Genomic DNA, 13,930 nt, shown 5'->3' with positions numbered 1-13,930 from the left:
ACCCCGCCCCGGACGGCCGATGGCCGATCCGGGTCCGCGCGCCAGCAGCGGGCAGCGATCCCGGCTCTTCGCTTCGCTGCGGCCGGGATGACGCCCCGGACAACCTACCGCGTCGGCACCACCGCCGGCGGGGTCGGGTCGGGGGCCTGGCGGAACTCGAAGATCTTGCGCAGGAAGCCCGGCGCCACCGCCGAGATGGGGTTGACCCGCAGCGTCGGGCCGGACACCGGTCCGACAATTTCGTAGGTCACGCCGACCAGCCCCTCATTGGGCCCGCCGCCGAGGAAGAAGCCGAGCACGGGCAGGCGGCTGAAGAGGTTGTTCAGCCCATAGGCCGGGACATAGGTGCCGCGCACCGAGACCCGATCATTGGCGAGATCAAGCGTGCCGTCGAAGGTCGAGCCGATCGAGGGGCCCCAGATCGCGCCCTCGCGCAGCGTTATCTGCTGGGCCGAGCGCTGGAAGCTGACCTGCAGCTTGCGGAAGGAGATGGCCGAACCCGGTTGCGGGCGCCCGTCGCGCATGGTCGCCGGCGCGGCCGCGATGAGCCGGTCGAGGCCAGCTTCGCCACGGATTACGAAGTCGCGGACATTGATGACGCCGCTCTGCGGCCGGCCATCACCCGCCGGCGCGTCGACGTCGATCCAGAGATCGCCGCCATAGATCTTCGGGTAGAGGTCGATGAAGCGCAACAGTGCCCCGGCGTCGCTGGTCGCCACCCTCAATTGCGGGCGGCCATTGCCCTGTGCCTTCAGCTCGCCGGTCACGCCGCCGCCACGGCCGACAAGGGCGCCGAGCGAAAACGCCCGCAGATCGCCATTGCGACGCGAGATGATCAGGACCACGTCGCGCATGGCCTCGCCATTATTGCCGACGACGACGCCGACCTTGATGTCGAGATCGATGTCGGGCGGGCGGAGCGTGCCGGGACCGCTGGGGGGCGTGTCTGTCAGCTGCTTGAGGAAGGCCCGCGCCTCGATGACCTCGCCGCGCACCGTAACCTTGTAGGAGCCACCAGTGTTCTCAAGCTTCACACTGGCCTTGTCGCCATCGGAAAGCTTGAAGGTCGGGAGATTGGCGCTGACCACGGCGGCCTTGGAATCGAGATCGACCGTGCCGCGAATGTCCACCCCCTGCCCCGTCACCACGAGATTGTCGAGGCGCGTTCCGCTGGGAGTGATGACGGCTTTGGCGGTCATCCGCGCCGGCTTGCCGGCGGGCTTGGTCCATCCCGGCACCAGGTCGGCGAGCTTCACGCCGGTAAGGTCGAGCTCGACATCCGCCGTCTTGGCCTTCGCCCCGACCGTGCCGGCCAGCTTGACGCCCAGCGTGCCGGACATGCCGGGCAGTTCGAAGCCGAGCTTCTGCCGCGCGGCGTCGTCCAGCGAGGCGGCGAGCGCGAAGGTCATGTCGCCGGTGGCCGGGCGGCTGTAGTCGAAGCTCGCCGGCGCCCCGCCGAACTTGCCCTCGCCCCGCGCCACCGTCGCCGCCTGGGTCACGAAGGCACGCACCGTCGCGTCGTCGAGATTCTGGTTAAGCACCATCTTCGACGCGCCAAAATCGTTGAGGGTGGCGTCGAAGGCGTAGTCGATATCCGAGGGCTGGATGTTGTCGGACAGCTTGACGCTGATCTGCGCCGTGCCCTTGATCGTTCCCGACACCGTCTGCGGCTCGATCGGCACATAGGTCGGGCCACGCAGCGGCGGAATGCCGGCCAGCTCGATGGCGGCCGCCGCCGGGCCGCTCACATTCACCTGCACCTTCGCCTCCGGCTTGTCGGGGGCGGTGTCGGAAATGTCGAAAATGCTCTCGGTGATCTCCAGCCGGCGATCGCCGGGCGTCTGCATCGCCGCCTTCGCCACCTGCACATGCGCGGTGCGGCCGGTGATCTTTACCGCCACATCGGCGTCGACGATGGGAGGGAGGCCGGGAACCGGGATGAAGCGCCCATTGGTGCCGGCGATGTCGATCCTCAGCCCGTCATCGGCGAGAGGGCGGTCGTCATTGCCGATCGAATCCAGCGGCGCGTCGAAGGAAATCTCCGCGCGGGTCACCTCGCCGGAGACCAGATGGTCGTACACCCATTTGCGCGGCGCCGGCGCGGCGACGGCCGGCCAGAGCCGGATCAGCGAGGCCACCGTCATCGGCGTGGCCGACACGGCCATCGACAGCGAGGGCACGGGCGCACCGAGATCGAGCGCGCCGCCCAGCGTGATGCCGCCCTGCGGCCCCTTGAGCACGCCGCGATCAATGTTGGCGCGCTGTGCCACGGGGTCGAAGGAAAGGTCGAACGCGATATCGTCGAGGACGAAGGGCGGCACCTGCGTCTGGTGCGGGCCGCCGCCGAGGAAACTGGCGCGCGCCGACTGGGTCTGAAGCCGCCAGAGGCCGGCGCTGTCGGCGGGAATATCCACCGTGCCGGCCAGATCCATCGCAAAGGGCCCGGCCTGGGTGGTGACGGAGGTGAGGTTGATCCGCCGCGCCGACGGATCGAGCGTGAAGGCCAGCACCGCCTCGTCGACCAGCATCCGCCCATCCGGATCGGAGCCGAGCTGCAGTTCGCCCGCACCGGCCGCGAGCCGCCCGCTGCTCGCCAGCACAATGCCGCGCGGGTCGATGGTGGCGGCAAGGTCGACCGACAGCGGCGAGGTGGCGAGAATGTCGGCTCCGGCCTTGCCGGCGGCGATCAGCAGATCGCGAGGCGCGAGGTCGCGCACTTCCAGCTCCAGGGCACGCCGCCCCTCCGCCAGCGCGCCGACGGTGGCACGCGCCGACCACGGCCCGTCCATGCCGCCGGCCTTGATGTTGAAGGTGACGCCGCCCTGGTCCGGGCGCGACAGCGACAGGTCGATGTCGTCGAAGGTCCATTCCCGCCCGCTGGCCTCGTTGCGGATGACGACAATGCCTTCCTTGAGGCCGATTTCGCTCAGCGTGCCGCCATCGAGCCCGCCCTCGTCGAACTGGCGGGCGAGCGCGGCAAGGCTACCGAGACGGAGCGGGCCAAACGGTGTCGCCGCCTCCCCACCGTTCGCCGCGATGCCGGGCACGCCGTCCGCCGCCGCCGGGGCACCGGTCGCTGCGGCCGGCGCAGCAGGCTCGGCCGTGGGTACGGTGGCAAGGAGCTTGGGCTGCACCCTGGCGCCATTGGCGGCGTCGGCGTCAGCCTCGGTGGAGATGGAGAGCTGGCCCTGCGCATCAATGAACACGTTCAGCCGCACGCCGACCAGATCGACCCGCTCGGGCTGCATCAGCCAGGGCAGCCAGCTGTCCTGAAGCGCCACCTCGGCCTGCGGAGCGGTGGCGATGATATCGCCGTCGTCGTCGCGCACCGCGATGTCGGCGGCGTGCAGGACGATGCCCCCGCTCGGCGCCCGCTCGGCGACGATAGCCCCGATCTGCACGGTTCGCCCGGCGCCGAGCCTCGCCTCAAGCGTGCGCTCGACATAGGGACGCGCCATGTCGACGGTGAGTACGCCGGCGGTGAAGAGCAGGTAGACCACACCGATCGCGGCGGCGACGACGACGAAGGTGGAGCCCCCCGACCAGGCGCACATACGCAGCCAGCGGCGCCGGCGGGCCGGCGTCGAGCAGGCCTTCGGAAGCCGCTTGACGCGAAGGCGCTTCACCTGGCGCTTCCCGGCTGTCGGCGACCTGTGCGTCGTCTGCTCTGTCATCTACGGCACGAATCCTTGAGGCTGTTCATAATGCCCGCGCGCATGGCAAGCGGCGACACCTTATCCACCTGCATGCTGACATCCCGCTGATCGTTCCGCACAATGGCGGACCTGCACATCCCTTGGCGAGCCTCCCCTGTCGGCAACGCCGCCACTCCAGCCGATCACCCCCAAACACGCCGAAAGGAAGGCACATGACCGAGATAGAGGTGGGAGCCCCCGCACCCGACTTCACTTTGACCACCGATTCGGGCGAGGTGCTGTCGCTCGCCGCCTGCCGGGGCAAAAAGCTCGTGCTCTATTTCTACCCCAAGGCGGGCACGTCCGGCTGTACGGTGGAGGCCCACGACTTCAACCGGCTCAAGGCCGATTTCGACGCGGCCGACACCCGCATCGTTGGCGTCTCGCCCGATCCCGACACGGCGCTGGCAAAGTTCCGCACCAAGGAGGGCCTCACCTTCGACCTCGCCGGCGACGAGGCGCACGGCATGCTGGAAGCCTATGGCGTGTGGGGCGAGAAGAGCATGTATGGGCGCAAATATATGGGCGTCGAGCGCACCACCGTGCTGATCGACCGCGAGGGCAAGATCGCCCGCCTCTGGCCCAAGGTGAAGGTTGCCGGCCACGCCGAGGAGGTCCTCGCCGCCGCCAGATCGCTCTAGCCCGACGGCGCGCTGTAAGGCTCGGAAGCGCGCGCCCGGCCCCCGGCGGGGCGCGGGCGAGATCAGTCCACATCCTCGACGCTGGCCGGCCCGCCGCCATAGGCGCGCTGCGCCAGCGCCGCCTCCATGAACGGGTCGAGGTCGCCATCAAGCACTTCCTGCGGGGTGCCCGAGGTGACGCCGGTGCGCAGGTCCTTCACCAATTGATAGGGCTGCAGCACATAAGAGCGGATCTGGTGGCCCCAGCCGATATCGGTCTTGGCGGCCTGGTCGGCGGCAGCCTGCGCCTCGCGCTTCTTCAGTTCCATCTCATAGAGCTTGGCGCGCAGCATCTCCCAAGCGGTGGCGCGGTTCTTGTGCTGGGAGCGGTCGCCCTGCGCCACCACGGCGATGCCGGTTGGAAGATGGGTGAAGCGGACGGCGGATTCGGTCTTGTTGACGTGCTGCCCGCCCGCGCCGCCCGAGCGCATGGTGTCGATGCGCAGGTCGCTTTCCTTGATGTCGACGACGATGCGGTCGTCGATGACCGGGTAGACGTCGACGCTGGCGAAGGAGGTCTGGCGCCGGGCGTTGGAATCGAAGGGCGAGATACGCACCAGCCGATGCACGCCGCCTTCGGTCTTCATCCAGCCATAGGCATTGTGGCCCTTGACCAGGATGGTAGCCGACTTCAGTCCGGCGGTCTCACCCGCCTGCTCGTCCACCAGTTCCACCTTGAAGCCACGGCGTTCGGCCCAGCGCGTATACATGCGCAGCAGCATCAGCGCCCAGTCCTGGCTGTCGGTGCCCCCCGCCCCGGCATGGACTTCGAGATAGCTGTCATTGGCGTCGGCCTCGCCCGAAAGCAGGGCTTCCAACTGGCGGCGTGCGACCTCGGCCTTCAGCTTGGTGAGCGCAGTGGCGGCCTCGTCGACGATGGAGGCGTCGCCCTCGGCCTCGCCCATCTCGATCAGCTCGACATTGTCGGAGAGCTCGCGGGTGATGCGCTCCAGCGCACCGAGCCCGTCTTCCAGCGTGCCACGCTCCTGCATGAGCTTCTGCGCCCGCTCGGGGTCGTTCCACAGATTGGGGTCCTCGGCGAGCGCATTCAGCTCGGCAAGTCGGGCCTTGGAACGGTCGAAATCGATGTGCTGCCGCAGCAACTGGGCGGCTTCCCGGATTTCGTCGACGCTCGCGGCGAGCTCGGCGCGCATGATGGCTACTCTCGATAGGACATTGAAGGCGGCGGAAAATAGAGGCGTTGCCGCACAGTGTAAACGCCCCGCGCTGCGGTTGGCTCCGGGCGAGCCGCGCTCATTGGCTTGCGGGGGGCGCCGCCGGCCCTAGGATGCAGCGAACCCTATGACAAGGAACAACAGATGCACCTCGTCGGCATGCTCGATTCCCCCTATGTGCGCCGCGTCGCGGTGTCGCTGACTTATCTTGGCCTGCCCTTCACCCACGAATCTGTCTCCGTGTTCCGCCATTATGAGCGGTTCCAGGGAATCAATCCGGTGGTCAAGGCGCCGACACTGATCACCGATGGCGGCGTCGTGCTGATGGACTCGACCCTTATTCTCGAGCATGCGGAGAAGCTGGCCGGCCCCGGCCGCTCGCTCGCCCCGGACGATCCCGCCCGGCATGCCCGTTCGCAGCGGCTCATCGGCCTCGCGCTCGCCGCCTGCGAGAAGAGCGTGCAAATCGTCTATGAGCACCAGCTGCGCCCGGAGGAGAAGCGCCACCAGCCCTGGCTGGACCGGGTGAACGAACAGCTTCGCGCGGCCTACCGCCTGATCGAGGCGGAGATCGCCTCGGGGGACGCCGGCGTGGCGGAGGGTTGGCTTTTCGGCGCGGCGCCGATGCAGGCTGACATCACCCTCGCTGTTGCCTGGACCTTCACCACCCGGATGATCCCCGACGCGCTACCGGCGGAGGCATTCCCGGCCCTCGCCCGCCTCGCCGCCCGCGCCGAGGCGCAGGAAGCGTTCAAGGCCTGGCCCTATGATGGCTGAGGATGTGGCCGGCGCGGCTCAGTAAAGTCCGCCGGTGCCGCTGGCGCCCACCGCGCGGTCGGCGTCGGGATTGATGCCGATGGGATTGCCCGCCGCATCGGTGGCGCCGATGATCGAATAGCTATCCGGCGGCGCGGTGCCCGGCTTGAACGCCTCCAGGATCGACCCTTCGCCCGGGCCGGCGCGCAGCCCGCTCTTCGGGTTGATGCGGATCAGCTTGATGCCGGGCGGCACGCGGAAGGGCACGGCGGGCCGGTCGGCCAGCGCCAGCTTCATGAAATCCCGCACCACCGGCGCCGCCAGCAGGCCGCCGGTCGAACCCTTGCCCATGGGCTTGGGCGTGTCAAAGCCGAGATAGACGGCGACCACGAGTTCCGGCGAGTAGCCGACGAACCAGGCGTCCTTTTCCTCGTTCGTCGTACCGGTCTTGCCGGCGATCGGCTTGCCGAGCACCTTCAGCGCCGTGCCGGTGCCGCGCTGGACGACGCCCTCCAGCATCGAGGTGATCTGGTAGGCGGTCATCGGGTCGAGCACCTGCTCGCGCCGGTCGACGAGCACCGGCTCGTTCTGGCCGGACCAGCCGGCGGCGTCGCAGCCGCGGCATTCGCGCTCGTCATGGCGGTAGATGGTCTTGCCGTAGCGGTCCTGGATACGGTCGATCAACGTCGGCTTGATGCGCTTGCCGCCATTGGCGAGGATCGAATAGCCGCCGGCCATGCGCAGCGCCGTGGTCTCGCCGGCGCCGAGCGACATGGAGAGCACGGGGAGCAGATTGTCGGAGACGCCGAAGCGCTTGGCGTATTCGACGACCAGCGGCATGCCGAGATCGTTGGCCAGCCGCACCGTCATCACGTTACGCGACTGCTCGATGCCGAAGCGCAGTGTCTGCGGGCCGTAGAACTTGCCGGAATAATTTTCCGGCCGCCATGTCGCCTGCCCCTGCTGGGCCAGTTCGAAAGGCGCGTCCAGGACGACGCTGGAGGGCGTGTAGCCATTGTCGATCGCTGCCGCATAGACGAAGGGCTTGAACGACGAGCCCGGCTGGCGCTGGGCCTGGGTGGCGCGGTTGAACTGGCTTTCGTCGAAGGAGAAGCCACCCGCCATGGCGAGCACGCGCCCCGTCGAGGGGTCCATCGCCACCAGAGCGCCCTCGATCAGCGGCTGCTGGCGCAGGCGCCACTGATCCGCTTTGCCATCGACCGGCTCGACATAGACCACATCACCGGGCTTGAGCACGCCGGCCACGCCACCCTTGGCGTTGCGCATCGCCCATTTGGCGCCCTCGGCGGTGATCATGCCGACATCGCGCTGGGTGCCGAGCACGCCGGAACGGTCGCGCTCCGGCTGCAGGCCGATATTGGCGCCCTTGGTATCCGAATCGAGCACCACGGCGAGCCGCCAGGGAATATCGGTAAAGGTGCGGACATCGGCGAGGCGCGCGCCCCAGTCGCCCGTCGTCTCGATGCGCGTGACCGGGCCGCGGAAGCCACGCTGCTCGTCATAGCGGGTCAGGCCGGCGAGAAGCGCTTCCTTGGCATAGGCCTGAAGCTTGGGATTCAGCGAGGTCCGCACCGAGAGGCCGCCGCCATACAGCTTGTCCTCGCCATAGCGCTCGAAAATCTCGCGGCGCACTTCCTCGGCGAAATATTCGGCCGAGAAGATATGCGCGCCGGTCGGGCGCACGGTAACGGCGAGGTCGGTCTTCTTGGCCTCGTCGGCCTGCTGCTGGGTGATGTAGCCATTCTCGGCCATGCGGTCGATCACCCAGTTGCGGCGCTCGACGGCGGCGTCGTGGCGGCGGAAGGGGTGGTAATTGTTCGGGCCCTTCGGCAGGGCGGCGAGATAGGCGGCCTCGGCAATGTTCAGCTCTGAGACGGACTTGTCGAAATAGAGCAGCGAGGCGGCGGCGACGCCATAGGAGCCGATGCCGAGATATATCTCGTTCAGATAGAGTTCGAGGATCTTGTCCTTGGAATAGGCGCGCTCCATGCGCAGCGCCAGCAGCGCCTCCTTCACCTTGCGGTCGATCGAGACCTCGTTGGTCAGGAGGAAGTTCTTGGCCACCTGCTGGGTGATGGTGGAGGCGCCCTGCGGGCGGCGGCCGGAGCCGTAATTCTGCACGAAGGCAAAGGCGGCGCGGCCGATGCCGGTGAGGTCGATACCGCCATGGGAATAGAAGTTCTTGTCCTCGGCGGCGAGGAAGGCCTCCTTCACCAAAGGCGGGATGTTCTGGATCGGCAGATAAAGCCGGCGCTCGCGGGCATATTCGGCCAGCAGCGAGCCGTCGGTGGCGTGGACGCGGGTCATCACCGGCGGTTCGTAATTCTGCAGCTGGCTGTAATCCGGCAGATCCTGCGAGAATTTCCACGCAAAATAGCCGGCCGCCGCCCCGCCGATCACGAAGACGATCGTGCCGAGCGCGAACATGAATCCCAAGAACCGCAGAAGCAGCCGCATGCGGCCAGGCCCCCATAAGCTGAGGACGCCACCGCGCGCCTGCACGATGCGAGTCCAGATGCCCGTCGCCGCCCCAAGGGCAGCGTTTGCGCGGCAACTATGGCCTAATCGCGACCGTTCAGGGCCCGGTCGCCGCCAGTGGATCGCCGCTCGTCCGGCCAACGCTGGCCGGTAACGCCACGGGGGTACCCTCGACGGGTCCCTGCGCGGCGAAATAGGCGTCGATCGCCACCACCATGGCCTCGGTCACACTAGCCTGCCATGCAGCGGATGTCATGAGTTCGAGGTCCTTGGCGCTGGAAAGATAGCCCAGCTCGAACAGCACGGAGGGCACGTCGGGCGCCTTGAGCACCTTGAATCCCGCCGATTTGAGCGGCGATTTGTGCATGCGCGCCACCCCGCTGACGCTGCCGGCGAGACTGCGGGCGAAGAGCGCCGAGAAATTGCGCGTCTCACGCTGGGCAAGGTCGAACAGGATGCCGGCGACATCTGCCGGTTCCTCGGAAAGATCGAGGCCGGCGATCATGTCCGCCTTGTTTTCCGCGTCCGCCAGTCGCTGCGATTCGGCGTCGGAAGCGCGATCGGAGAGGGTGTAGATGGTCGCCCCGCGGACATCGCCGTCGCGCGAGCCCAGCGAATCGGCGTGCAGCGAGATGAACAGCTTGGCCCCGTTGTCGCGGGCGAAGCGCACGCGCTGGCCGAGCGAAATATAGGTGTCCTTGGTGCGGGTCAGCAGCACGCGGTAGCGCCCCGTCTCCTCCAGGCGCCGCTCCAGCTGGCGGGCGATGGTGAGCACGAGATGCTTCTCGGTGACGCTGAATTTGGGATTCACCGCACCGGGATCGATGCCGCCATGGCCGGGATCGAGCACGATGACCGGACGGAAGTCGCCGGCAACGGCAGCCTCGGCCTGCGGCATTTCCGGCTGCTCGGTGGCGCGCAGCGGCGCGGCCACCGCCTGCAGGAAGCTGGCCCGGTCGGTCTTGACGAGATCGATGACGAGCCGCGCCGGCTGGTCGTCCATCGGCTCCAGCACGAAAGCCTTGTCGACCGTCACCGGGTCGGTGACGTCAAGCACGATTCGCGCCTTGCCCGGCGCGAACAGGCCGAATCGATAGGCGGCGACAAGGCCCCGCCCCTCCTGCCCGGCCGAGTCCGGAAGGGCGAAGATGACATCGGGAATGTCGACCACGACCCGGTAGGGATCGGCGAGGGTGAAGGCACCGAGCGGCACCGCGCGCGACAGGTCGATCACCAGCCGCGTGCGCTCGCCATCACCGGCGAGGCGCGCATCGCTGGCCACCACCGGCTCGCCGGCGGCATTGGAGGAGGCCGGGGACGCCGCATGGGACGTGGAAAGCCACGCCGGAAGGAGCGCGAGCGCCGCCACCAGCCAGATCTTCCGCATCCCGGTTCGCCATGCCATGTCGGTCTGCTTCTCCCATTCGGCCGTCCGGCGCACAGGCCGGCCCGCGCTCACGACCTTTCTAGCGAAATAAGAAGGAACCGTTAACCGGCCGCTTCGCCCTGCGCCGCTTCGCCCGGCCGCCGTGGCCGGCGGGCAACGGCGGGCCCGGCAAGCCTGTCGGACGCGATCCTTGCCAAATCGGCACGCATGCCGCTATTAAGAGCACGCATATGGTTCGCTTTCCGGTCGCCCGTCGACGCCCGGCTCTCGCGGCCCCTGCGGCAAAGGGCTATCCAGCAATGGAGGGCCCGGCACAAGGCGCGAATTCCGTTCAGGACCCGTAGCCGTGCCTCGGCGGTCGTCATGACTGCGCGCCAGGGGAACGCGGCCCGGTTTTGTCATTCACGGACGAGTGGACGTGGTGTTCTCGCGCGGCGCATTTCGTCGCGTCGTACCCTGCGGGCGCGGCCATCTGCCTTGAGCCGGACCGCGCGCGGTCGCGGCTTGCCCTGTTCGGTCGTGTAAGGACGGCAACCAACGATGATGCGTCAGCCGGCAAGTGTGGGTCTCGTGCACCGGGCGGTTTTCCGCCGCGCACCCGCCCGCCGGCCCGTGACCTGCGCACCGCGTCGGCGCCCCGCCTGCGAGGCTCCCCGTCCTGACCGCCGCATCCTCTTCGCGCTTTCAATTTCCGCTTACTGGCACGGCCTGAGCCGTCCGGCGTCGCTGGCGACGTCGACGCAACCGCTGCCCCATAAGAGAGTTCAATGGCCAACAAGATGCTCATCGACGCCACCCATCCCGAGGAGACTCGGGTGGTGGTGGTGCGCGGCAACCGAGTCGAGGAATTCGACTTCGAGGCCGCCAACCGCAAGCCGCTGCGCGGCAACATCTACCTCGCCAAGGTTACGCGGGTAGAACCTTCGCTCCAGGCCGCCTTTGTCGAATATGGCGGCAACCGGCATGGCTTCCTCGCCTTCAGCGAGATCCATCCCGACTATTACCAGATCCCCGTCGCCGACCGGCAGGCTCTGCTCGCCGAGGAAGAACGCCAGCAGCGGCGCGACGCCGAAGCCGAGAACGAGGACAAGCCCAAGGGCCGTCCCCGCCGGGCGCGCGGCGCGGCCAAGGCCGCCGAGGGCGACGAGAGCGTTTCCGAAGAAACAGTTGGCGAAAGCGAGGGCGACGCCGCCCCGGCGCGCCGCTCGCGCCGTCGCCGCTCCTCCTCCGATGACGATGGCGGCAGCGAAGGTGGCGGCGAGATCGAGGAGATCGCCGACGAGGAAGAGATCGTCGACGAGGTCGGCTCGGACGACGCCATGGAAGAAATGCCGGAGCGCGCCCCGCCGCGCGGCCGGGCCCGCACCTACAAGATCCAGGAAGTGATCAAGCGCCGGCAGGTGATGCTGGTGCAGGTCGTCAAGGAAGAGCGCGGCAACAAGGGCGCGGCGCTCACCACCTATCTCTCGCTCGCCGGCCGCTATTCGGTGCTGATGCCCAACACCGCGCGCGGCGGCGGCATCTCCCGCAAGATCACCTCGGCCGAGGACCGCAAGCGGCTGAAGGAGGTCGCCTCCGACCTCGAAGTGCCGGAGGGCATGGGCGTCATCCTGCGCACCGCCGGCGCCAACCGCACCAAGCCGGAAATCAAGCGCGACTTCGAGTATCTCCTGCGGTTGTGGGAGAATGTGCGCGAGCTCACGCTGGGCTCCACCGCGCCCTCGCTGGTCTATGAGGAAGGCTCGCTGATCAAGCGCTCGATCCGCGACCTCTACAACAAGGACATCGACGAGGTTCTCGTCGCCGGCGAAGACGGCTATCGCGAGGCCAAGGACTTCATGCGCATGCTCATGCCGAGCCATGCGAAGAACGTGAAGCCCTACAAGGAGACGCAGCCGGTGTTCACCCGCTTCGGGGTGGAAAGCCAGCTCGACGCGATGTTCCTGCCGCAGGTGCAGCTGCGCTCCGGCGGCTATCTCGTCATCAACCCGACCGAGGCGCTCGTCTCCATCGACGTTAACTCCGGGCGCTCGACCCGCGAGCACAATATCGAGGACACGGCGCTGAAGACCAATCTGGAGGCCGCCGAGGAGGTGGCCCGCCAGCTGCGCCTGCGCGACCTTGCCGGCCTTGTCGTCATCGACTTCATCGACATGGACGAGAAGCGCAACAACCGGGCTGTCGAGCGCAAGCTCAAGGACTGCCTGAAGAACGACCGCGCCCGCATCCAGCTCGGCCGCATCTCGCATTTCGGCCTGATGGAAATGAGCCGCCAGCGCATCCGCACCGGCGTTCTTGAATCCTCCACCGAAGTCTGCCCGCATTGCGGCGGCACCGGCCATGTGCGCTCCTCGCCCTCGGTCGCGCTGCAGATGCTGCGCGGCGCCGAGGATATTCTCCAGCGCTCGAACACGCATAACCTCGTCATCCGCACCCGCGCCGAGAACGCGCTCTATGTGCTCAACCACAAGCGCGCGCATCTGCACGAGCTGGAAGAGCGCTTCGGCGTGTTGATCACCATCGCGGCGGACCAGACGCTGACCGGGCTCACCCCGTTCGCGATCGACAAGGGCGAGGCGGTGCTGAACCCGATTCCCCTGCCGCGCCCGCCCGAAATGGTGTTCGAGCCCGAGGACGAAATCGACCTCGCTATCACCGATGACGCAGAGGACGAGACCGAGACCGAAACCGCGGCCGTCGCCACGGTGGAGATCGAAGCCGAGGGCGAGACGGAAGCCGGCGAGAGCCGCAGCACCCCGCCGGCCCCGGCCGCAGGTGATCCGGCCGGCGATGGCGGACGCCGTCGGCGCCGTCGGCGTCGGCGTCGGCGCGGCGGTGGCGCCAATGGCGAGAATGGTGAGAACGGCGAGCGTCATGCCGACGGCGAATCGGGGTCGGATTTCTCCGGCGCCGAGTTCGAGGATGACGGCGAGGAGGGCGACGATGAGGAGCGCTCCACCGTCACCTCCGAGGCTGCGCCGGAGGTGACGGCCAACGTCACCGCCGAGGCGCCGGTGGCCGGCGAACCCGCCGAACAGGCCGTTGCGCTGGCCGAGGAAGCGACCGCCACGCCGCAAGAGGCGCCCAAGGAGGTTGCTCCCGAGGCTGCGCCCGAAGCGCCGGCCGAAGCCGCGCCTGCCGAGGACGAGAAGCCGCGTCGTGGCCGCCGTGGCGGACGTCGCACCAAGGCGGCTGCCGCCGAGACGGCCGAAATCGTCGAGGCCCCTGCGGCTGCGGCCGAACCCGCTGCCGAAGCCCCGGCTGCGGAAGCGGCACCGGCCGAGGAGCCGGAAGCGGCCAAGCCAAAGCCCCGCCGCCGCCGTTCGACGGTGCGCGAAAAGGCACCGGTGGTCGCGGCCGACAGCGAAGGCGTGAGCGAAGCGCCGGCCGAGGCCCCCGCGCCGGACGTACCGGCCGAGGCCCCGGCCCCTGACGCCCCCGTCGAGGCATCGAAGGCCGAGCCGGAGAAGCATGAGCCGGAGACGAACGCGCCCGCTTCCACCGAGGCAGCCGCCCCGGCCGAGCCGGAAGCCGATCGCCCGCGCCGCACCGGCTGGTGGCAGCGCAAGATCTTCGGCGAATGATCGGCGATTAGACACCGGCGAGCGCATCCGCCTCGCCACCGCTCATGGAAACGGCGCCTTGCGGCGCCGTTTTCTTTTGCTGACCTGCCTGTAATCTCAGCGTTTCCGGCTGGAACCTCCGCCCACGCGCGGTGTTCTGTGCTGCAATGACAGC

The 13,930-nt window shown here is 68.2% G+C and carries 7 protein-coding genes; 3 read left to right on the top strand and 4 right to left on the bottom strand.

Annotated features, from left to right (window positions below):
• Positions 1–104: 104 nt before the first annotated feature.
• The gene (locus EV667_RS08825; protein WP_245516041.1) at positions 105–3,626 is read right to left on the bottom strand and encodes a YhdP family protein; all 3,522 of its coding nucleotides are present in this window, start codon (positions 3,624–3,626) and stop codon (positions 105–107) included.
• A gap of 242 nt (positions 3,627–3,868) precedes the next feature.
• On the opposite strand from EV667_RS08825, the gene bcp reads away from it, so the two are divergent.
• A complete protein-coding gene (gene bcp, locus EV667_RS08820) occupies positions 3,869–4,336 on the top strand; it encodes a thioredoxin-dependent thiol peroxidase (RefSeq protein ID WP_131834861.1) in 468 nt (155 codons plus the stop codon).
• Positions 4,337–4,398: 62 nt separating this feature from the next.
• Here the strand turns inward: bcp and prfB are convergent, their stop codons facing one another.
• Positions 4,399–5,529, bottom strand: coding sequence for a peptide chain release factor 2 (gene prfB / locus EV667_RS08815; protein WP_131834860.1), 1,131 nt, complete (start codon positions 5,527–5,529; stop codon positions 4,399–4,401).
• Between the two features lie 165 nt (positions 5,530–5,694).
• Between prfB and EV667_RS08810 the strand changes: the two genes are divergently transcribed.
• Complete coding sequence (locus EV667_RS08810) at positions 5,695–6,327, top strand: glutathione S-transferase family protein (protein ID WP_131834859.1); 633 nt, start codon at positions 5,695–5,697, stop codon at positions 6,325–6,327.
• Between the two features lie 18 nt (positions 6,328–6,345).
• On the opposite strand, the gene EV667_RS08805 is transcribed toward EV667_RS08810, so the two are convergent.
• Both EV667_RS08805 and EV667_RS08800 read right to left on the bottom strand, forming a co-directional pair.
• Positions 6,346–8,784 (bottom strand): penicillin-binding protein 1A, encoded by a 2,439-nt coding sequence (locus EV667_RS08805; protein ID WP_131834858.1) that lies wholly within the window; start codon positions 8,782–8,784, stop codon positions 6,346–6,348.
• 118 nt (positions 8,785–8,902) lie between these two features.
• Positions 8,903–10,210 carry an N-acetylmuramoyl-L-alanine amidase gene (locus EV667_RS08800; RefSeq protein WP_131834857.1) on the bottom strand — a complete coding sequence of 436 codons (1,308 nt, stop codon included), beginning with the start codon at positions 10,208–10,210 and terminating at the stop codon, positions 8,903–8,905.
• A 749-nt stretch (positions 10,211–10,959) separates the two neighbouring features.
• Here EV667_RS08800 and EV667_RS08795 point away from each other — a divergent pair.
• Positions 10,960–13,776 (top strand): Rne/Rng family ribonuclease, encoded by a 2,817-nt coding sequence (locus tag EV667_RS08795; RefSeq protein ID WP_131834856.1) that lies wholly within the window; start codon positions 10,960–10,962, stop codon positions 13,774–13,776.
• Positions 13,777–13,930: the final 154 nt, after the last annotated feature.

It is taken from the genome of Ancylobacter aquaticus (assembly GCF_004339465.1).
Classification (GTDB): Bacteria; Pseudomonadota; Alphaproteobacteria; order Rhizobiales; family Xanthobacteraceae; genus Ancylobacter; species Ancylobacter aquaticus.
The sequence above is the reverse complement of the archived record's forward strand: the minus strand, read 5'-3'. Positions and strand labels throughout refer to the sequence as shown.

Bases quoted from the DNA above. Each gene is read 5' to 3' on its own strand.
- prfB (WP_131834860.1), bottom strand. From the start codon at position 5,529: ATGCGCGCCGAGCTCGCCGCGAGCGTCGACGAAATCCGGGAAGCCGCC.
- EV667_RS08795 (WP_131834856.1), top strand. From the start codon at position 10,960: ATGGCCAACAAGATGCTCATCGACGCCACCCATCCCGAGGAGACTCGG.
- bcp (WP_131834861.1), top strand. From the start codon at position 3,869: ATGACCGAGATAGAGGTGGGAGCCCCCGCACCCGACTTCACTTTGACC.
- EV667_RS08800 (WP_131834857.1), bottom strand. From the start codon at position 10,210: ATGGCATGGCGAACCGGGATGCGGAAGATCTGGCTGGTGGCGGCGCTC.
- EV667_RS08805 (WP_131834858.1), bottom strand. From the start codon at position 8,784: ATGCGGCTGCTTCTGCGGTTCTTGGGATTCATGTTCGCGCTCGGCACG.
- EV667_RS08810 (WP_131834859.1), top strand. From the start codon at position 5,695: ATGCACCTCGTCGGCATGCTCGATTCCCCCTATGTGCGCCGCGTCGCG.